At 41.3% G+C, this 21,986-nt stretch carries 15 protein-coding genes; 5 read left to right on the forward strand and 10 right to left on the reverse strand.

Features of this window, described 5'->3' with window-relative positions; translation table 11 throughout:
* Window positions 1–143 precede the first annotated feature (143 nt).
* Genes uvrD through CWC18_RS02160 form a run of 4 tightly spaced genes read left to right on the forward strand, consistent with a single transcriptional unit; the run spans window position 144 to window position 6,344 of the window.
* The gene (uvrD, locus tag CWC18_RS02145; RefSeq protein ID WP_138592504.1) at window positions 144–2,309 is read left to right on the forward strand and encodes a DNA helicase II; all 2,166 of its coding nucleotides are present in this window, start codon (window positions 144–146) and stop codon (window positions 2,307–2,309) included.
* On the forward strand, window positions 2,287–4,374 hold the full coding sequence (locus CWC18_RS02150) for a GNAT family N-acetyltransferase (protein WP_138592488.1): 2,088 nt from the start codon (window positions 2,287–2,289) through the stop codon (window positions 4,372–4,374). Before uvrD ends, CWC18_RS02150 begins: the two co-directional genes overlap by 23 nt.
* Window positions 4,346–5,452: an ABC transporter substrate-binding protein gene (locus tag CWC18_RS02155; RefSeq protein ID WP_138592489.1), complete on the forward strand. Its 1,107-nt coding sequence runs from the start codon at window positions 4,346–4,348 to the stop codon at window positions 5,450–5,452. The genes CWC18_RS02150 and CWC18_RS02155 overlap by 29 nt, the downstream gene beginning before the upstream one ends.
* 43 nt (window positions 5,453–5,495) lie before the next feature.
* Window positions 5,496–6,344: a CZB domain-containing protein gene (locus tag CWC18_RS02160; protein ID WP_138592490.1), complete on the forward strand. Its 849-nt coding sequence runs from the start codon at window positions 5,496–5,498 to the stop codon at window positions 6,342–6,344.
* Between the two features lie 68 nt (window positions 6,345–6,412).
* Here the strand turns inward: CWC18_RS02160 and typA are convergent, their stop codons facing one another.
* Window positions 6,413–8,236 carry a translational GTPase TypA gene (gene typA / locus CWC18_RS02165; protein ID WP_138592491.1) on the reverse strand — a complete coding sequence of 608 codons (1,824 nt, stop codon included), beginning with the start codon at window positions 8,234–8,236 and terminating at the stop codon, window positions 6,413–6,415.
* Window positions 8,237–8,689: 453 nt separating this feature from the next.
* On the opposite strand from typA, the gene glnA reads away from it, so the two are divergent.
* Window positions 8,690–10,096, forward strand: coding sequence for a glutamate--ammonia ligase (gene glnA / locus CWC18_RS02170; protein ID WP_138592492.1), 1,407 nt, complete (start codon window positions 8,690–8,692; stop codon window positions 10,094–10,096).
* Between the two features lie 191 nt (window positions 10,097–10,287).
* On the opposite strand, the gene CWC18_RS02175 is transcribed toward glnA, so the two are convergent.
* From CWC18_RS02175 to CWC18_RS02215, 9 genes are all read right to left on the reverse strand, one after another.
* The gene (locus CWC18_RS02175) at window positions 10,288–11,001 is read right to left on the reverse strand and encodes a LytR/AlgR family response regulator transcription factor (RefSeq protein ID WP_138592493.1); all 714 of its coding nucleotides are present in this window, start codon (window positions 10,999–11,001) and stop codon (window positions 10,288–10,290) included.
* Window positions 10,994–12,118, reverse strand: a complete 1,125-nt coding sequence (locus tag CWC18_RS02180; protein ID WP_171041012.1) for a sensor histidine kinase — start codon at window positions 12,116–12,118, stop codon at window positions 10,994–10,996. Before CWC18_RS02180 ends, CWC18_RS02175 begins: the two co-directional genes overlap by 8 nt.
* Window positions 12,111–13,304, reverse strand: a complete 1,194-nt coding sequence (locus CWC18_RS02185; RefSeq protein WP_249348208.1) for an ABC transporter permease — start codon at window positions 13,302–13,304, stop codon at window positions 12,111–12,113. Before CWC18_RS02185 ends, CWC18_RS02180 begins: the two co-directional genes overlap by 8 nt.
* A 40-nt stretch (window positions 13,305–13,344) precedes the next feature.
* Window positions 13,345–14,076 carry an ABC transporter ATP-binding protein gene (locus CWC18_RS02190; protein ID WP_138592496.1) on the reverse strand — a complete coding sequence of 244 codons (732 nt, stop codon included), beginning with the start codon at window positions 14,074–14,076 and terminating at the stop codon, window positions 13,345–13,347.
* Between the two features lie 8 nt (window positions 14,077–14,084).
* The gene (locus CWC18_RS02195) at window positions 14,085–15,236 is read right to left on the reverse strand and encodes an efflux RND transporter periplasmic adaptor subunit (RefSeq protein ID WP_138592497.1); all 1,152 of its coding nucleotides are present in this window, start codon (window positions 15,234–15,236) and stop codon (window positions 14,085–14,087) included.
* Window positions 15,237–15,247: 11 nt separating this feature from the next.
* On the reverse strand, window positions 15,248–15,958 hold the full coding sequence (locus CWC18_RS02200; protein WP_138592498.1) for a YIP1 family protein: 711 nt from the start codon (window positions 15,956–15,958) through the stop codon (window positions 15,248–15,250).
* On the reverse strand, window positions 15,955–16,248 hold the full coding sequence (locus tag CWC18_RS02205; RefSeq protein ID WP_212747712.1) for a superinfection immunity protein: 294 nt from the start codon (window positions 16,246–16,248) through the stop codon (window positions 15,955–15,957). Before CWC18_RS02205 ends, CWC18_RS02200 begins: the two co-directional genes overlap by 4 nt.
* A 118-nt stretch (window positions 16,249–16,366) precedes the next feature.
* A complete protein-coding gene (locus CWC18_RS02210; RefSeq protein ID WP_138592499.1) occupies window positions 16,367–21,196 on the reverse strand; it encodes an FkbM family methyltransferase in 4,830 nt (1,609 codons plus the stop codon).
* Between the two features lie 15 nt (window positions 21,197–21,211).
* Window positions 21,212–21,985: an ABC transporter permease gene (locus CWC18_RS02215; RefSeq protein ID WP_138592500.1), complete on the reverse strand. Its 774-nt coding sequence runs from the start codon at window positions 21,983–21,985 to the stop codon at window positions 21,212–21,214.
* Window position 21,986: the final 1 nt, after the last annotated feature.

The raw sequence follows: 21,986 nt of genomic DNA on the forward strand, positions 1-21,986 counted from the left end.
CTGTTTATACAGTGGAAATATATATTTTTTTTGCTACTTATCAATAATTTATATAATTACAAACACTGAAATATAGAACAAAACTGGGCATCCGAAGTACACAAAGGTATACTTTGCGTTCATTTTCTCTAACAGGCGTGATGATGGACGTTTCTGAATTAATCGACGGGTTAAACGATAAACAGCGCGAGGCTGTGGCTGCTCCACTACAAAATATGTTGGTTTTAGCCGGTGCAGGATCTGGTAAAACTCGTGTGCTGGTACATCGTATTGCGTGGTTAATGCAAGTCGAACATGCATCACCTTACAGTATTTTTGCGGTCACATTTACCAATAAAGCAGCCAAAGAAATGCGGTCCCGTGTGGAGGAAACCATTAAATCATCCGTTGGTGGCATGTGGATTGGTACCTTTCACGGTTTATCACACCGTATTTTACGCGCACATTATAGAGATGCTAACTTACCTGAGTCTTTTCAAATTTTAGATACTGACGACCAAGTTCGTATGATCCGCCGCTTACTCAAAGCAATGAATATTGATGAGAAAAAATGGCCAGCGAAACAAATAGCTTGGTATATCAGCGCCAAAAAAGACGAAGGTGCACGTCCAAAAGATATTCAAGCCTATGATATCAACGAACAGCTATTACTCAAGGTTTATACCGCCTACCAAGAAGCGTGTGACCGCGCAGGATTAGTTGATTTCGCAGAAATACTCCTGCGCTGTTACGAGTTACTGCAGCACAACCCTACTTTACTTCAACATTACCAACAGCGCTTTCGCTATATGCTTGTGGACGAATTCCAAGATACCAACAGTATTCAGTATCAATGGTTAAAACTATTAGCTGGCACAGAAAATACCATGATGATCGTCGGTGATGATGATCAGAGCATTTACGGTTGGCGAGGCGCTAAGATTGAAAATATAAAACGCTTTGTCAGTGATTTTGATGCCGAAACCATTCGTCTTGAGCAGAATTATCGCTCAACAGCGACGATACTCAAAGCCTCAAATGCGCTGATAGAAAATAACTCAGATCGCATGGGTAAGAGCTTATGGACAGAAGGCACTGAAGGAGAACCAATTTCCATTTATGCCGCATTTAATGAACTCGATGAATCGCGCTTTACGGCCAGTAAAATACGCAGCTGGCTAAACGCTGGCAACTTGTTAGAACACTGTGCGATTTTATATCGGAACAATGCCCAATCTCGAGTACTTGAGGAAGCATTATTACAAGAAGGCTTAAAATACCGTATTTACGGGGGGATGCGCTTCTTCGAAAGGCAAGAAATAAAAGATGCACTGGCTTATTTACGACTCATCAGCAACCGGCAAGATGATGCTGCTTTTGAGCGTGTTATTAATACACCCGCGCGGGGTATTGGCGATAAAACCCTCAGCCATATCCGGGATTGTGCGCGCAATGAATCTATGCCGTTGTGGTATGCCGCCAAAGCAGTAATAGAAGAAAAACACTTAGCAGGCAGAGCAGCAACAGCCATTAGCCGATTCATTAAACTCGTTGAGCAGTTAGACGATAATATTACTGAGCTGGAGCTTGCCGAACAAGCAAAGCTGACAATCGAACAATCAGGCCTCATAGCCATGTATCAAGCTGAAAAGGGCGAAAAAGGCCGTGCACGCGTCGAAAACTTAGAAGAGCTGATCAGTGCATGTGGCCAATATGACTTGCCGATTGACGAAGATTTTAGCTCTCCATTACAAGGCTTTTTAGCATATACCTCGCTTGAGTCTGGTGAAGGTCAAGCCGACGAGCATGAAGATGCAGTGCAGATGATGACCTTGCACTCAGCCAAAGGTCTAGAGTTTCCACTGGTGTTTATGGTTGGTGTCGAAGAAGGCATGTTTCCTTCTCAGCAAAGTCATGAAGAATCAGGTCGATTAGAAGAAGAACGCCGACTGTGTTATGTCGGCATGACCCGAGCAATGGAAAAGCTGTACATCAGCCATGCTGAAAGTCGCAGGCTCTACGGACAAGAAAAACACCATAGTCCCTCGCGCTTTCTGCGTGAATTACCCGATGACTGCATAGAAGAAATTCGCATTAAAACGCAGGTATCACGCCCAGCCGCAACAGGCAGGTTTAGCCCTTCGGTTACTCATGCGGTATTTGAAGACAGTGGTTATAACCTTGGCCAGCGGGTGTTACACGCAAAATTTGGTGCTGGAACCGTTTTAAATTACGAAGGCAGTGGTGCGCAATCTCGCATTCAAGTAAATTTTGATGATGTTGGTAGTAAGTGGTTAGTCACGGCATATGCACGTCTTCAAGCCATGTGACTTAATCCACCTTACAACGCAACTGGCAAAAAACCATCATCGCCAGTTGCTTGTTTTGTGTGGTGACCACGATTGGGCGATTAAACAATACGCGTGCCTCGTTGACACTGGCGCCGAGCAAACGTTAACGCTATCAACCCATAAACAGTTACAGCACGCCCAATGGCCAGAACATTTGCATGAAATATTAGGCCAAGAGTTTTCGGTTGCACTATATGATGGTTATAGCGGGATCACACCCAATAAACTGGCTGCGCTCAGCGGAACAGTAAAGGCTGGCGGGTTATTGATACTTATTCTTCCTGAATTGTCAAAACTTGATAACTGGATAGACCCCGCAATAAAAACATGGCTTTCGTATGGGTATCAGACTAACACCAGTCTATTTTTAAAGCGCTGGCAAAGACTTATTCCGAGCTTGCCTATCAGTGTGCTGTCTCAAAAGTATGGTGCCAACCTCAACATACCCGCTTCGCAACACAACCACCAAGACAACGCGTTACAAACACAATGCCGCGTTATATCAACACTGCGTGCCCAATTACAACAAGGGTGTACTTCACCCAGCTTACTCAGTGCTGATAGGGGCAGAGGAAAATCTGCAACACTAGGCTTGCTGGTTGCCAGTATGCCCGAACAATCATTTATTATTTGTACAATACAATACCGAGCAATAAAAACTGCTTTTAAGCATTTAGCGTTAGAATTAGGTATAGAATATAAAGGATATGAAAAGCAATTAGCAAATTTGCACTATGTGCCACCCGATCAAGTATTAACTATGCCGCTAGATGATACAATCGTGCTAGTCGATGAAGCCGCTACCTTACCAGTACCCACGTTGGTCGCTATCGAGCAACGCGCTTCACAGTGTATTTTCTCCAGTACTTTGGTGGGCTATGAAGGGAATGGGCGAGGATATACACTCAAGTTTGCAGATTATTTATCAAAGAAATATACAACCTATACACAACTCTCGCTCACACAGCCACTCAGATACAATCACGGTGATCCTTTAGAATTTGCGATAAATCGTTTATTTGCCCTAGACAGGCACTTCCAGACCGATGCTATCGCTACATTGAATAGCATTCACTTTACTGAGTTGACAGCTCCACAGCTTGAACGAGACGACTCTTTACTACAGCAAACCTTTGCCCTGCTGGTGACAGCGCATTATCAAACTACAGTAAACGACTTTAGACAATTACTTGATAGCCCCAGCCAACGCCTATTTGCCATAATGCAACAAAGCAATATATTAGGGGTTTGCTTAGTCAATATTGAAGGGCAGTTAGAAGAAGCCATACAAAGTGCTATCATCCAGGGAACTCGACGGCCACAAGGGCATTTGCTGCCCCAACAGCTATTTCATGTTCAAGGACAAGCGGCTTTTTTATCCTCTCGATGTGCACGAATTGTCAGAATAGCCATCGCACCACAGCAACAAAAACGTCAATTAGGCACTCAGCTCCTTAATTATACGGAGCAACAGCTCAGTGAAGCGGTTGACTATTTTGGCAGCAGTTTTGGCTGCGATCCTCAATTACTCCAATTTTGGCAAAATAGTGGCTATCAGTTAGTTAAATTGGGCTTCAAAAAAGACAAGTCCAGTGGACAATATGCTGCGATGGTCATCAAGAGCCAATCGGCTTTGCAGAATCAGCAACAGTCCTTGCAAAACTACTTTGAAAAAACATTTTACTATCAGCTAATGAATCATTATCGTGATTTGCCGTGCTCCTTAGTACTCAAAATGATTCTAAAATTTAAAGAAAAACCGCTCTGTGAAGCATTGCTTGCACAGTTTCGTTTTGTCGTGACTAAAAATACCAACCTCGAACAGTATTCACCGCTAATCTGGCAAGTGCTCACAACACGCCCCACACTGCTATCAGGCTTACCGCGTATTTCCCAACAGTTAGCTATTCGTCTATTATTACAAAATAATACTAAGGGATGGGTCCAGCAAACACTGTCGCTGCACTCAAAAAAGCAATTTGATATTGCATTGCAAGCTTTGGTGAAAGAACTTTATGCACGGATCTCTATTAAAAGCGAGTAAAGTCGCTCTCTGTTATCTGATATTACATACCTATTGTTTCGCACAAGCTCCCTTAGATATTAAGTTAGGGATGTCTACAGCTTTGAGCGGTCCTGCTCAAGCGATAGGCAGCCAACTCAAAGCAGGTGCAAATATTTATTTTGAGCAGCTTAACCAAAATGGTGGAATAAAGGGTGCCAAAGTGGACCTTTTGGTATTAGATGATGGGTATGAGCCTCGCCGAACCGTGAATAACACTCGCTACTTTATTTACGAACAAAAAGTCGATGCTTTATTTAGCTTTATGGGCACCCCAACAATCTCAGCAATACGACCCTTGTTAGAACACAGCCAAACCTCTTTGCTTATGCCATTCTCGGGCGCGGACTTTTTACGTAACGACCGTGCAATTAAAGTATTTAATTTAAGAGCGAGTTATTTTGATGAAGCGGCTGAACAAATTAATTACCTAGTCAACGAACGAAAGCACACCAATATCGCGTTATTTATTCAGGCTGATGAATTTGGGATCACATTAGAAAAAAGCCTGACACAGCTATTAGCAAGTAAAGGCCTTAGCCCATCGATTATCACGCGCTTTCGTCGCAATTCTAGCAATGTAGATAAAGCCTTAAGAAAAATAAAAGCGTCACGAGCCACTGCAGTTGCGCTCATTGGTACTTACCAACCTTTAGCAAAATTTATTAATCGAGCACAATTGAAAGGAGTTAAAGCTGATTACACCAGTGTGTCATTCGCCTCAAGCAATGAACTCCTCGCCCGCATAAAATCCTCGCAACTATTGATGATCACTGAAGTCGTCCCTAACCCATTCAAGTGCTCATCACGGTTATGTAACGAGTTTAGAGTACATACCGCAGAGTACCCAAATATCAAAATTGATCACGTCCTATTCGAAGGTTATCTTAACGCAGTTGTATTTAGTAAAGCGGCTCAACAATGTCCTGTTAATTTTGATGATCAGTGCATTCTCGACAAGCTCTCTCTTATGCTAGAGCATGACGCTGATTTACAAGAACTATTTAACCTAGAATCGGGTAAAAAGAAATTGCCAGTTTTCCGCTCATATTCGTCATAATGTTCTACTCTTAAAAGATAATTATAATTTTTTAGAGGCGAACATGGATTTAATAAACTTTCGAGTTGGACAAAAAACCATATCTCTGAAGATATTAGATATTTTGCTCACTGAACGTTATGAAGGGAACCTAACCTCGCTACCTAATGGCAATCCAAGCTTTTTGGGCGTTAAAGATTATATGGGCGCCCCGACCCCAATTTTTGATTTGGGCCTTATTCTTAATAATCAATCTTCCCATGATATAAATCGTGCACTTATTGATTTATTGATGGAGCATGAGCAAGAGCAAAAGTCTTGGTTTCAAGCACTAGAGCAAAGTGTAAACAATGGCTCTGTATTTAGCGAAACGAGAGATGCCAAACATTGTGAGTTTGGCAAGTGGCTTTATCATTTTAAAACTGAAAATGAAGACTTAAAAGCAATATTAGCCCGTTTTGATAAACCACATACCCAATTGCATTCACTACCCGATAAGATTTTAGCACTGTATCACGATGATAATGTGGACGAAGCAAAGCGCTTACTCGCAAAAGAAAAATCAACAACCTATATGAAGCTCATCCGCTTATTTGAATCAGCGCGAGAACAAATATCGTTAGATCATAAACCAATCATCGTGTTTACAACACAAGATGGGCAACAGCCACATATCGGGTTATTAGTGGATCAAGTTGAAGATAACATTCACTGTGAAGAGAGTGAAATTAAGTCGTTAAGTGAATTGACGAACGTGGGCTTTGAAATAGATTCACAGACTAAAAAAATGATGCGAGGACTCATTAAACGGGGTGAAACACACAGCGTTGTCATTGATCCCAGTGCGATATTTAGACCGGATCACCTTCAAGACTATGAACCAGAAGAAACAGAAAGCTACGGCTTATTTTAATCTGTAAGTTTTTAGGGCATAAAAAAACGCCGCTCTAAGAACGGCGTTTTTAACTTATACTGTCTGTATTAGTCTTTAAGTTGACGACCAGCGCGCTTACGCTCACTTTCTGTCAATAACTTTTTACGAATACGGATATTCTCAGGCGTCACTTCTACTAGCTCATCATCATCGATGAACTCAAGCGCTTGCTCAAGAGACATTCTGATTGGTGGTACAAGTGTTTGCGCCTCATCTGTACCTGATGCACGAACATTTGTTAGCTGTTTACCTTTAAGAGCGTTAACAGTCAGGTCGTTATCACGGCTATGAATACCGATAACCATACCTTCATAAACCTCTACACCATGTCCAATAAACAACTTACCACGTTCTTGTAGGTTGAATAACGCGTTAGTTAGCGCTTTACCTGTTGCATTCGCAATCAATACACCATTCTTACGCTTACCAATAGTACCGCCTTTGTATGGGCCGTAGTGGTCAAACGTGTGGTACATTAAGCCAGAACCTGATGTCAATGTCATAAAGTCAGTTTGGAAACCGATTAAACCACGTGAAGGCATCATGAAGTCCATACGAACACGGCCTTTACCATCTGGTGCCATATCCGTCATTTCAGCTTTACGAAGACCAAGCTGCTCCATGATAGAACCTTGGTGCTCATCTTGAACATCGATAGTTACTGTTTCAAACGGTTCTTCTAACTGACCGTCTACTTCACGAAGAATTACTTCTGGACGCGAAACGGCTAGCTCATAACCTTCACGACGCATGTTTTCAATCAAGATACCTAAGTGTAATTCACCACGGCCAGATACTCGGAAGCTATCTGGGTTCTCAGTCTCTTCAACACGTAATGCTACGTTGTGAACTAATTCATTTTCAAGGCGCTCTAAGATGTTACGTGAAGTAACAAACTTACCTTCTTGTCCTGCAAACGGTGAAGTATTTACAGAGAAAGTCATTGTTACAGTCGGCTCATCAACTGACAATGCTGGTAATGCTTCTACAGCATTTACGTCACAGATAGTGTCAGAAATTTTCAGCTCACCAAGTCCAGTGATTGCAATAATGTCGCCTGCTTGTGCTTCAGCTGCTTCATGGCGGTCAAGACCTAAGTAACTCATTACTTGACCAACTTTACCATTGCGCGTTGTGCCATCAGCACCCACGATTGTTACTTGCTGATTAGGCTTAACAGAACCACGCTTAATACGACCTACACCGATAACACCAATGTATGAATTGTAATCTAGCTGAGAGATCTGCATTTGAAAGTCACCCGCTGGATCAGCATCTGGCGCTTCAACTTGCTCTACAATCGCTTCAAACATCGGTTGCATGTTATCTGATTTATTATCAAGATCTAGTGTAGCCCAACCATTGATCGCTGACGCATAGATAACTTGGAAATCAAGCTGCTCATCAGTCGCACCTAGGTTGTCAAATAAATCAAATACCTGATCCATAACCCAGTCAGGTCGTGCTCCTGGCTTATCAATCTTGTTGATAACAACGATTGGCTTAAGGCCTAATGCGAATGCTTTTTGCGTTACGAAACGCGTTTGCGGCATTGGACCTTCTTGCGCGTCTACTAATAGAAGAACTGAATCTACCATTGAAAGTACACGCTCTACTTCACCACCGAAATCGGCATGACCTGGAGTATCTACGATATTGATGTGGTAATCATTCCACTCAATCGCAGTATTTTTTGCAAGGATTGTGATACCGCGTTCTTTTTCGATATCATTTGAATCCATTACACGCTCTTCGTTACCGCCGCGTGTTTCTAGTGTGCCAGATTGCTCTAGCAACTTATCAACTAGGGTTGTTTTACCGTGGTCAACGTGTGCGATAATCGCAATATTTCTTAACTTTTCGATGCTCATATTATTACTCAGAGAAAGTTGAATCTCAGTGATCCTAGTCGATCTACGCGATTTCACTAAATGTTGGCGCGCCAGAGATGTCCCAATATAGGATTTAAACGGCGCACATTATCCCTTATTCCGGCCATGGATGAAAGTTTATCCAACATAAATTTTATGACTTTATAAAGTCAGCGTATTTTTTGGTGCCTTTTCAGAGTAATAAATTGCACAACAGATAAATCCCACTAAGCTTGTTTCATTATGCACCACACTAGCGCATTCGATTCTAGTGCGCACCATTACGAAACAATTACGCACCACCATGGTGCAAAACTCAAAAGGAAATATACTGAAATATTTATTTTCCCATATATATCATAAAGTTGGATAATTGGCACAGATCGCGCTTATAACTTATCAATAGCGCATCAATATGCTGCACAAAAATATAACCCACGCGTCGGAGGACACATGTCACAATCGGTTTTAGATTTTATACAAGAAAATGATGTTAAATTTGTAGACTTACGCTTTACAGACACTAAAGGCAAAGAGCAGCACGTTTCTATTCCTCATCACCAAGCCGATGAGGACTTCTTCGAAGAAGGTAAAATGTTCGACGGTTCATCGATTGCTGGTTGGAAAGGTATTAACGAATCTGACATGGTACTGATGCCAGATGTAGCCTCTGTTAAATTAGACCCATTTGCTGAAGAAACGACAATGATTGTACGTTGTGATGTGGTAGAGCCAGCAACATTACAAGGGTATGAGCGAGATCCTCGCTCTGTAGCGAAACGCGCTGAAGAATACATGCGCTCAACAGGCATTGCTGACACTGTATTGTTTGGTCCAGAGCCTGAATTCTTTGTGTTTGATGATGTAAAATACAAAACTGATATGTCTGGGTCTATGTACAAAATCGATTCTAAGCAAGCTGCTTGGAATTCAGATAAAGATTATGAAGGTGGCAACACTGGTCATCGTCCTGGCGTTAAAGGTGGTTATTTCCCCGTTGCACCTGTTGATGACTTCCAAGATTGGCGCAGCGCGACGTGTCTAGTACTTGAAGAACTAGGCCAAGTCGTAGAAGCTCACCACCATGAAGTGGCGACTGCTGGGCAAAACGAAATCGCAACACGCTTTAATACTATGGTATTGAAAGCTGATGAAATTCAAGAAATGAAGTATGTTATTCATAACATGGCGCATTTGTACGGCAAAACAGCAACCTTCATGCCTAAGCCTGTTGTTGGTGATAATGGTTCAGGTATGCACTGCCACCAATCTCTTGCTAAAGATGGTAAAAACTTATTTGCAGGCGATAAGTACGGTGGTCTATCTGAAGATGCACTTTACTACATTGGCGGTATCATCAAACATGCAAAAGCAATCAATGCATTTGCTAATGCATCAACCAACTCATACAAGCGTTTAGTACCAGGCTTTGAAGCGCCAGTTATGCTGGCATACTCTGCACGTAACCGCTCAGCATCTATTCGTATTCCTGTTGTACCAACTGAACGCGCACGTCGTATTGAAGTTCGCTTCCCTGACCCAACAGCTAACCCATACCTAGCGTTCTCTGCAATGCTTATGGCAGGCCTTGACGGGATCAAGAATAAGATCCACCCTGGTGATGCAATGGATAAAGATTTATACGACCTACCAGCTGAAGAAGCGGCTGAAATTCCAACTGTAGCGGCATCATTTGACGAAGCACTGTCAAGCCTAGACGCAGATCGTGAATTCTTAGTACAAGGTGGTGTATTCACTCATGACCTAATTGACGCCTATATTGCGCTTAAGTCACAAGAGGTGGAAAAACTAAACATGACAACTCATCCTGTTGAGTTTGAAATGTACTACAGCGTTTAATTGCGCTTTTAAATCATATGTGTTCTCAAGCCCGCGAAAGCGGGCTTTTTTATCAATCTGCTCAGCAAGTGATAACCCCCCCCTTCAACATCATGCTATTAATTCAAGTACAAAATAAGCTGCAAGCATATATAACTGTAACGTAATGGCATTGACAATAGGCGTCTATTATTCAAAGTACTTAACCAATTTTATTCAGTAAACGTATTACCATGTAAGCGTTTAAGCTCTTTAGTTTGACGACGGCTAACATGGATTTGATCAGATGACTGCATAATCGCAAGCATTGTGGCACCGACCGTCACTTCAAAACGCATGACTTTATCAAGACTAATAATTTCAGACCGATTTGCTTTAAAGTATTTATTACTATCTAAATTTTGCTCTAATCGGCTAATTGGCGTACGTAAATAAGATTTACCATAAACGGTATATAGCGCGATATCGTTGCCAACAACTTCAAAGCGCTCAATTTGATCTAAACGTACCATACGTTGTATTTCATCAAACTTTAATAAGAACTGGTGGCTACCTGATAAATACATAGGCTGTCTGCTTGCAAAGTTGCATCGCTCAATTGCTTGCTGTAAACGCTCTAATCGCACAGGCTTTACCAAATAATCAGCCGCTTTTAAGTCAAACGCTTCGACAGCATATTCAGCATATGCTGTACAAAAGATGAAATTAACATCCCCTCCCAACCTCGCTGCAGCTTCAATACCAGATAAATTAGGCATATGAATATCAAGAAAAATTAAGTCTGGCGCAAGTTTTTCCACGTTATCAAGTAACGCTTGTGCATTGTCAAATTCGGCGATGATCTCAATATTGTCGATGCTTGCGAGCAACCGCTTTAAATTGACTCTTCCTAATCTTTCATCATCAATAATCACTGTTTTAATCACGTTCGAGCTCCAAAATTACAATAAACTGCCCTGCTTGTTTGTAATAATGTAAATAACCAGAATGCCCATATAACAATTTCAGTCTACGCTTTAAATTTTTTAAGCCAGTGCCCGTACCATAGACTTGAACCTGACGAACTATCATATTTTCTATTCTTAGCTGCCAACGATGTTCATTAATAAGCTGCGCTTTCAGCACAACCTCATGAGCATGAGTTCCGCCAATGCCAAACTTTATAGCATTCTCGAGTAAAGATAGTAAAGTAAATGTCGGCAACCGGCAGCCCCAACATTCGGGTGCAATTTGCATATTCAGGTTTAATTTTTCTTCAAACCTAATTTTTTCTATGTTTACATAGCGCTGAGCAATATCCCACTCCTCTTCTAACGAAGCAATAGGCGTTCTATCGAACTGTAATTGCTCGCGAAAAAGATCCGATAGACAGAGTAACATTTCTTCAGCTTGGTACTGATCTTCATGGATCAGCGCTCTAATAGAATTAAATGAATTAAATAAAAAATGAGGGTTGAGTTGATTGAGTAACAAAGTACTTTGTAATAACTTTAATTGTTCTAGAACCCTTTTTCGGTCCGCATAGGCACACGCCAAGCTATAACAAACACACCACACGATAAACATTATGATGTAATTCGATATAGGTAATATAAACGTAAAAAGCAATTGCTGTAAGTCAGCCGTATTAAAAAATAGGCTAGTATCGACCTGTTGCCATATTGAAATCATTAATGAATGCCACATTATGCTATGTCCAGTTGTAAGCCCTATTTGCAGTAAAGAAACAAATACAACTAAACCGATACTGGATATAGCACTTAATGCAGTTAACGGTTTTTTAAATACATAGACATCAATAAACGGTTTCAAGCATAGATGTGTAAGAAGTAAAAAATGCAAAACGTCAATAGTAGCCAACATCCATAAACCACCACCTATCACAACAAGCTCATTGCTGTAATAAAAAGCTCCCTGCTGCACCAACCAAATAACTAAACCAATACCAATAAAGCATTGCAATACGAAATACTCTTTCGGTGCCTGTATTAATAGCAGAAATTTTCTTATCCTCAGCACAGCGCCTTGGGTAGTTTTATTCATAACGCAAAGCATCTATCGGATCGAGCCTTGAGGCTTTTATTGCTGGCGCGAGTCCAAAAAATACCCCGATGAACGATGTAAAACCAAACGACAACCAAATAGCCCAACTTGGTACTAACTCTAAGGCTGTTGCCGACGGCAAAAGCATCGCAAATATCGCAGCAGCAGAAAATCCAATCAATAACCCTACAACCCCTCCCAAAATGGATAACATAAGTGACTCTACTAAAAACTGTAGCATAATAAAATGAGGAGTTGCCCCCAGTGACTTAACAATACCTATTTCTTTGGTTCGCTCAGTTACAGAAACCAACATGATATTCATAACCCCAATACCACCTACGAGCAAACTTAATCCAACCACACCAGATGTCACCGTTAATACCATACTGACGATACTGTCGAACTTTTCTTGCATTTTTTCTGCGGTAATAAACTCAAATGTATCCTTTTCCCCATCAGGCACATTCATTCTATAACGTAATAACTCACTCAACTGACTTTTAACTGCATCAAAATGCACTCCGTCATTGGGCCGAAAAAGAATATTTAAGTTGTTAGATATTGAATCTCCATAGATAGACCGGAGCGTATTAAGCGGCACAATAATATAATTATCCTGATCAAAACCGAATAACGAACCTCTTTTTTCACCCACACCAATAATACGTAACCAATCATCGTTCAAACGGACAAATTGGCCCACAGGGTCTTTAGGGAGGTTTAAGTTTTTAACAACCGTCGCACCTAAAAAGACGACTCGACGACGGTATCGGTCATCGCTGGGTGATAAAAACCGTCCAACTTCTGGGTATACTTTTACAACACGTTGGTAAACACTGTCAGTCCCAATCAACTGCGTAGAAACCCCTTTACCGGCAAACTCTAGTTGTGCTGAAAACTCCGTAGGTTGCATTGATGGTGATACATCACGTATAAAATCAGCTTTGTTCTTTAACCATAAATAGTCATCATAATTCAACTCACTTTGCTGGCCAAGTAACCTTTGCTGTTCAGATGTTTTTGCTGTCAATGTCACCATATCACTCGCAAAATCATTAAGTTGATTACCGATCATCGAGCTCATACCATTCATCACAGCAACCACCGAGATCACAGCTGCCACGCCTATAACAATACCTAAAGTCGTTAAAATACTTCGTAGGCCATTACTATATATTGACATAACAGATGCCTTTAGGCACTGCCAAATCATATTTATAAAATCAAACATACAGTACCACCTTCTCAGAGTTACCTTGAGGCGACATCATAAGTGTATCTTGTGACACTTGCCCATCAACAATACGAATAGTCCTTTGGCAATGTTCTGCAATATGCTGCTCATGAGTTACCAGTACGATCGTATGCCCTTCTTGATGCAGCTCATCAAATAGCTGCATAATTTCATCTGTTGTTTTACTATCTAAATTACCTGTCGGCTCATCTCCAAGTAGGATCGTTGGCTTTGTTACCAAAGCACGTGCGATTGCCACTCGCTGCCGCTGCCCACCAGAAAGTTGATTAGGCAACAAATTGGCTTTATCCGTTAACCCAACCCTTTTTAATGCATGTAAAGCAGCATCCTTACGTGCTTTGTCAGGCATACGCCGATAAATCAATGGTTGCATTACATTTGCCAACGCCGTTGATTTAGGCAATAAATTAAAGCTCTGAAAAATAAATCCAATTTCTTTATTTCTCACCGAAGCTAACCGGCTTTGGGTCAAGCCAGCAACATGCTCACCATTTAAAATATAATCACCCTGAGTTGGTGAATCTAAGCATCCTAATATATTCATTAATGTCGACTTTCCAGAGCCTGACGGTCCTATTATTGCGTTATAGCTGTTCTCATATATTGCTAAATCAATGCCGTTTAAAGCGTAAAAAACCTCATCGCCTAACTGATAAGATTTACAAATGTCTTGCAGCTGAATAACCGTCTTGCTAGTCATAGCAACTCCTATAAACTACTTGTATTGACGCGCATATTTTCACGCAGTGAATAAAGTGTTCTACCTGGACCGGTGATCACCAATTGATCTTGACCCAACCCATCAAGGACAACTTGCTGGGTGTCATTAGAAATACCCAGACTGACAAGTTGACGCGTCGCTCTGCTGTCTTTTACTGTCCAGACATAATGTTCAGAATCATCTAACGTATCTTGTAACACAGCGGCTATCGGGATATGGACAGCTGGGTTAGAGTGATGATGAATAACTTCTGCTCGGCAGCTCATTCCTGCAAATAACTTTTGGTCGTGCTCTCCCAGCTCTAATTTAAGTAGCATTACCAAGCCTCGGTTCTTATCAATCCTTTTTGCCAACGGGCTTATTTCTGCCACCTTAGCCATAATTGGATCCTTTGGCTTCATCGCAGAGAACACTTTCACCTGTTGGCCTAACTTAATATTTCCAATATCAGCTTCATCAACTCGCAGTTCTACTTCTAAAGATTTTGGTTCAGCAAGTTCCAACAAAGCAGAGCCTATGATATTAGTCGTCCCAGCAACCACGGTTTCACCCTCCTTCACACCAACTTGCGTTATAACGCCTGAGATAGGTGCTCTGAACTCTGTTTTTGCCAATTCTTGCGTAGCTTCTTTAAGTGACGCTTGTGCCTGACCGAGGCCTTGCTTTGCCGCTTGAATATCATACTTAGCGATCCGTAATTGAGTTCGCAACTCATCAATCAAATCCTGACCAACTAAATTACTCGTGAATAACTCGCTGTGACGCTCTAACTTACGCTTATTATTTTTGTATACTTCCTCATTACGTTTTAACGTTATTTGCTGTGAACGAACTTGTGCCTCAGCCCGATTAACACGAGCACTAAATGCACTGTCGTCTAGGCGTACTAATAGATCGCCCGCATTGACCTTTTGCCCTTCTTTCACTAACACTTCAATCACTCTGCCCGTCACCTCCGAGCGGATCTGGACATTAGAGCCATACACAAAATTACCTGAGGCAAGGATACTTTGTTCCAAAATACCTTTTTGAGAAGTTGCCACTACGACGTCTACTGTCTCTGCTTTTTGTGACTTTTTAACCCCTACTAATGCGGTGATCCCCAGCACAATACTTAACCCTATAATGAGTTTTTTCATAATATTTCCCTTTAAATCAGCAGTAGCCAAATGATGAAAATAGATAAGTAAGGTATAGCAGCCAACAGAATGGATTTAGAATACGAAAACTGACACCAAACTTTTAATCCAACAGCCGCTAATGCTATTTGCCAAAGATAAAAAACATCCAAATATTCAGCCCATTGATATAATGGTTCACTGCTATTTAGTGTCAGCAACAATTGGTTTAATGAGGAGTAGTTAATTAAATCTAACTCTAATTCATATGCTGGAGTCAGAAAAAACAGTACCAAAAAGCCTAAATACTTCACAACAATCGGCAGCTGTGTAAATAAGGTAAATAGAAACCAATCATTGAATTCAATTTTACGATCGGCACTGTTTGCAGCAATCATGTAATACGCAGCTAACATTACTGAGCCCAATAACGTCATGACCATCGATATGATGCCTCCAGAAACACCTGAATACTCTGCAAAATTTCGGAATATTCGCGCCATTTCTTCACGCTCGCTCGGTGATAAATCACCTGCTGCAGCCAATTGTTTATTAACAACCCATTCAGGATCAATTGCCCCAAAGAAAACCAAATTACTAAGCATGCACATAGCAAATATGGCTAAAAAAACCAGCCAGCTTAAATGCCGTGATTCTTTCAGTTTACTGAACACCTCACTGGGTGATAAATAGATGAGCGTAAATGCTTGTTGCACTTGTAAGCTTGAAGCTGAAGCTTTCATTGTTTATCCCCACTGACATTGGCATCTGCGACATCCTTTTTCAGACCACCTTGAATCTTGCCAGAAAACGCCCATACCAAGAGTGCCCCCCAAGCCGCCCATGACAAACCTGCTGGGATATTAGCAACCAAGATTTTTACGAGATTTTTCCTGTTAAAGAAAGCCGCTAAAATCGTTGGTAAAAACCATACACAAAGGAAGAGCACAAGAAATAATGCTGCGCTCATCGGGTTCATTGATGTAATCGTATTAATAATTAAATCTAACTGTGCTTTGATGTCAAAATCCATCGTCGTTTCCCTCAATAAATAGTGTAATTATGATTTAACCAAGCCGTTAGACACATCTCAAAAAAACATGGCTAACGGTCATATAGTGTTGTGAATGGTCAAATTCTTATCTAGATGCCTAAAGTGACTCTAGACTGCTTATAAATTTGTTTGCGAAATGCACCGCATCTTGCTCTGTAATAAGTTGAGTGTCATATTTGATATTTATATGTAACCGTCCCCTAATCTCTAAACACTCCACCGCGATATCAACCTGCCCACATTGCTGAACCATGCCTTTCAAAGCAGCCTTGTAAGGGCCAAGTGAGAACTGAGGACTCTGCTCATTTGGCACAAATGCATATTCAATATGTGACTGTGAAGCACGTGGTTGGTGAAGAGCAAAGGTAGTCTGAGTTAAGCCAGCTCGACCCGACGGCGGTTGATCGCAAAACTCTTTAACTAATTTTAAAAATGGGATTTCCCGATACTGTAAGCTTGCATATACCTCCTTAGATGTCTGCTCTAAAAGCTGTGCCCAAGTTTTGTCTTCATTAAACTGCATGACAACCGGTACCTGATTTACAAAGTTACCTATGCATTGATGCTCATCTCCTTGACGAAGCGAGACAGGTGTTCCAATCACCACTTTCGAGTCACCACTGTAGTTATTCAAAAACTGGAAGTAGGCCGCCAATAAAAATACATAATCACTCTGACCACTGCGTTGCATTTTTTCTTTGATTGTAATTGAGCTTTCTAAAGATAAGGATACTGTAAATCCCTTCCCCATCAGTCCTTGCCGTTCTGCATTATCCGTGACAGGTAACGATAATATAGGCGCATCAGAGAGCCTCGACTGCCAATGTGCCATCGCTTCATCTATAAATGATTGCTCCAGTGACACAATGCGTTGGGTAAATGCCCTTTGAACACCCAGAGGCTCACCTATCGACTGCCCTGATAGCACCTGTTTTAAGTTGTTTAGAAGCAATTCCATACTTTGTAAGTCAACTGCTAGGTGGTGTGTCACCAAGAGGACAAGTGTACTGTCTTTGCCACACAGTACATGTAAATGCACGAGAGGGCCTGTTTTGATATTAACGGGTCTTTGTGCTGCTTTTTCCAGATAGCCATCGATGTCACCTTGAGTCCAAGTCTCAATATCATGACTTTCGACTTGTAACGTATTTTCTATCTGTGCTGCTTTTGTATCTCTACCGACTTGTTTGTAACCCGTTGATAGGTTAGGAGAAGCAACAATAATTTTCTGCACTGCATTGGCAAGCAAGTCGCTGACTATCACTTCATCTATCGAGAGAAGAATAGGTACCGTATAGGCTGACGTAGATGGGTTAAGAAGCGAAGCGAAGTATAGCCCTTGCAGCGTCGGAGAAATATCAGGTATATCTACATCACATGCGGTATCACATACCTGCGGTGACGCCCCCCCATTAATTTCCTGTTCGACCTTTTCGGCTAAAGTTCGTAGTGCATTGTATTTAATACCATCAAATAGAGATAACTTAACTCCAAACTTCTGATAAATAAGTTCTAAAACTCTCACCAGCAATAAAGAGCGGCCACCTAGTGATGTAAATTCATCATCAAGAGAGTTCGGCGCAACACCTAAAACACTTCCCCAAATTTCCGCTAAAGTTTGTTGCAAGCTTGTTGCGCCTACAATACGAATATCAGCACTATCAAATCCAGGCCAAGCATGTTCGACAAGTAAGTCAAGATCAACACTGCGCATATATAATGCATCTAAAACACGTAATGGTAAGCCCTGATTATCGGCTTCTAATTTAACGTTGCCTGGTTCGGTTTGTTCATACGAACGAGTTTGAGGATCAAACTCTAAAGATGCTAATGATACTGCTTCAATACATAAGGGGCTCTTCATCGGAACTTGCGTAAAGGTTTTAGCAATATCCCCATAGAAATTGCGCAATGGTAAATTTCTTTCCGTCACTTGCCACTGCAAATGCACTTCGTCGCAACCATTATCAAGAGCACTTTGAGCAATCATGCGTAAGAATCGGTGTTCAATTCCTTTGTTAAGTGCCCGGCAGCTCAGTAAAATATTTTCAACGAGACAAGTTGCCCCCTGCAATTGATAAAGCGCAACCCCTACTAGGCCATAATCACCAAATTTGTCAGCAGCATGCAAGGTAAGAATCTCTTCATCTTGTTGCTTATGAATCAACTCATTAACAGAGTAACTACGCTTGTTTGCGTTAAACTGATTAGTGCGACTCGTCAATTGACTGACCCGCTCCAATTGCGCTTCTCCAACTGGAGCAATTTGTACCTCGACACCCAGATCTTTAATAAAGTCCGCGTACGATTTACTGCTTTTTAAAGCTGTACTTCGTTGTCCTTGATCAATATAAAGCTGATGTCGCTTTGCATCAAAAGCATTGCCTTCAAACTCATTGAACACCCAATGTTGCGAGATCAAACGAGTTGCTGAAGATTCATCTGAAGGAAATAACAAACATAGCGTCTCTGGATGTTGAGCTGCAACTTCCGCACATTCAGCTTCATTATCATCAATAAATATAAATGAATTGGCACTGAGAGATAAGGCATCTTCAATTTCTGTAATATTTTCTGATTTCGCCTGCCAGTTTACTTTTTTAACAATAAAATCATCACTGGAAAGTAGCATGTCCGGATGTTGCTCTAGTGCTGTAACAACATCTTTTTCTATATTTTTACTGCAAAGTGCCAATAGCACACCTTGTGCCTTTTGTTTTAGTAAACGACTTTGTAACGCCTTATGCTGCGCATGAACTTCAAGCCCTTGTACACCGACCTCACCAACAACACCATGCCAAAGTGTATTATCTGCATCAACGACAATCACTTTATGTGGTTGCTTTTGCGTAATGGATAAATATTTCAAACTACAACTTGCAGCTGCAGCATACCAATCCTGACTAAAAGGGATCATTGCCTCTGCAACAATGTTCTCAGAAAATGCTTTCAACTGTGGGTAGTCGGCCGTTAAATTCTCAGGTAAGACAAACTGCAAATTCTTTTGATTCGTTTGTTTTAAACACCATGCTCTTAATTCCGCCGCAAGTGGCTCTTTCGCTTGTGTTGGTGCAATAATAACAGTTAGAGGTACATTCGATTGACTGGTATAGGTAGCTAATGCCTGCTCTAATGTCGACAAATCAAGCTCAACCCCATATTTCTCACATGGTGTACGCTGAGAGGTGTTAGCTTCGTGTGCGATTCTTTTTGCCGTAACAGTATACAATCCTGTATTTGACAACTCAGACTCCACTTCAACTAAGACTGAGAAGCCATTCTGTTCCAAGATAGTAACCGCCGCTTTGAGGTTATCTCCAATTTCATCATGAACTTCCAAGCAAATCTGCCTCACTTTGGCAAAGTCCTCTGTCGTCATTGCCTGCAAGATACCCAGTTCAGCCTTTTCTGCGTCGATTTTTAATAAACCTATTTTCTCTATCTTCTGTTCTTCAATAAATGCGGAGAGGCCTATAAGGTCGCAATCAATATCTTGCTTCTCAAGTCTGTCACTCAGCATCTGCTCTGTCAGCTCTGATAGGAAAACCTCATCCTCACTGCTCGTGATATGTTTAACTTGATTATAAATAACGTGGCGTACTGCTTCAAAATCGGCTTCGTCATCAGTAAAAAAGCCTGAAAACACCGATGTTTTTGGGTAGAAAGTAAAGCATGCTTGACCATGATGCCCCGACACACCACTTTGATAAACATGCACATTACCTCTACCAGACACATTGCTCGCCAAGCATTGGGCAGCCATCGGGGAGGGCTCAAAAGCATGCACAGTGACATTGTTCGCCTGATTGATCGCATATAGAGAAAACATCCCAATATTCGCACCCACATCAAGCACAATATCATTGTCTTCAATCACGACCCCATTTCTGGCGTAACATCTGTCTAAAAAGATTTCTTTATATAAATAATCCGTTTCATATATATTTATTTGAGCGACTTCCATCCCATTTGGAAGGCTGTGAGTTGTCAAATCATTGGGTTCATTATCCAGTGGTGAACGCTTAATGAGATCTTCAGGACGAAGAATCAATACATTGGCCAAACTACTCGTGGATTGAATAGCAGGTTCTAATAAAAAGTGTTGCCAATGTCGGTATTCATATAGCTCAGTACCAACATGCAAAGAAGAATCCGACGTCAATGCATTAAGCGCTTCTGCAATTGGCTGTAACGTGAATGAACCACCTACATTCACCATCTGTGTTGCTTTGCTATCTAGTGCCGTAAATACAATGCCGTTAAGTTGGCATACCAATGTTCCGTTTTGCGCATATACACACAGATCAGAAGTTAACGTTGCATTAGTATGTACTGTATTGTCAAAGCATACCTTAAGCGGCGCTTGTAAAGTCTGATTTGATAGCCAAACCTGCTCAATGCCTTTGAGCACCATAGTCGACTTAACCAGCTCACTATTTTTAATGAGTAAACTATGAATACAGGCATCTAAAAGTTCTGTTTCAGATAAATCTTCTTGATGACTAATAATGCACTCATCTGGCACTGCTTTAACAAAATTCACACAGCGATAGTTATCTAAAAATGTGTTACCCACGTAGCTAAGCTGCTCGTATTGCTCCTGCGCTTGTACACTTTGCTCTGTGCTCCAAGGGCGAACTTCACCATCAGTTAAAGGGAACGGCAATAAGTTGGCTTTGAGCGCAGGTTGACCACTGTGTGTTAATATCACAGAGGCATATTCAGCTTGATACTCAACGTCTGTATCAACAAAGTCCTGTGCAAAACACAAAGCCGGAAACTCAACATTTTGTAAATACTGCGCTCCAGTATTGTGCTTATTATTGCGGCTAGCCTGTAACACAAAATATGCTCCAGGAACCACCGACTCATGATTAACTTTATGCCCTGAAAACATATTGCTTGGCGTTATATTCTTGTTATTCACCGCTTTACTCCTACATTAATGCTGTGACAATAAACCCAGCTTCTGTGCTCGGCTTGTCGCTAAAGAAAACATCAGATAACCAACAAGGAAATATGAAACTCCGCTGGCAAACGCAAACGCATGCTCACTTCCTAACGCAATCAATTGACCTGACATCATTTGCTTTATCTGAGATGCGCCAGACGTCAAAGGTAAAAAATATCCAGCGACTTTACTTAGCCCTGTCCAACTTTCCCAAGGCAGAGTAATTAGGAATAGGAGCACCAACTGTAATATACCTATTAGCCCCATCGCGCGTTTCGCTAATAATGTGATTGACCCTACCAACATACCCAAGCCAATACCTCCTAACACACAGGCAATGATTGGAATGAGTACAACAGCAGGAAACAATAACTCCACGCCAGTACCTAAAATCACAATACCTAACGTCACGACAGTTAATACAATACTGACTCCTAAACTGGCTATCGCACGAACAAAGATGAGCGTAGGTAAATTGACTCTAGCTATAAGTAATTGCTCTAGCGTACCGGTATCGGCTTCTTTTTGCAGTTCGCCGCTAACACCTGCAAATACCGATACAACAAGCGTCCACGTAACATACAAAATCACGATAGACTGTAGCCTATCGCCAAACTTTTCTGCCCCGCCAGCTAAGTATTCCGCACCCAAAAACAGCCCAAAAAACATAAATAACATGACAAAAATCAGAGCGATGGCATCAACGGGGTAACGTAAAAACATTCTCCAGCTACGTAGTGTTTCAATTCTTAATAACTGCAACATG

This window comes from Pseudoalteromonas aurantia (assembly GCF_005886875.1).
Classification (GTDB): Bacteria; Pseudomonadota; Gammaproteobacteria; order Enterobacterales; family Alteromonadaceae; genus Pseudoalteromonas; species Pseudoalteromonas aurantia_A.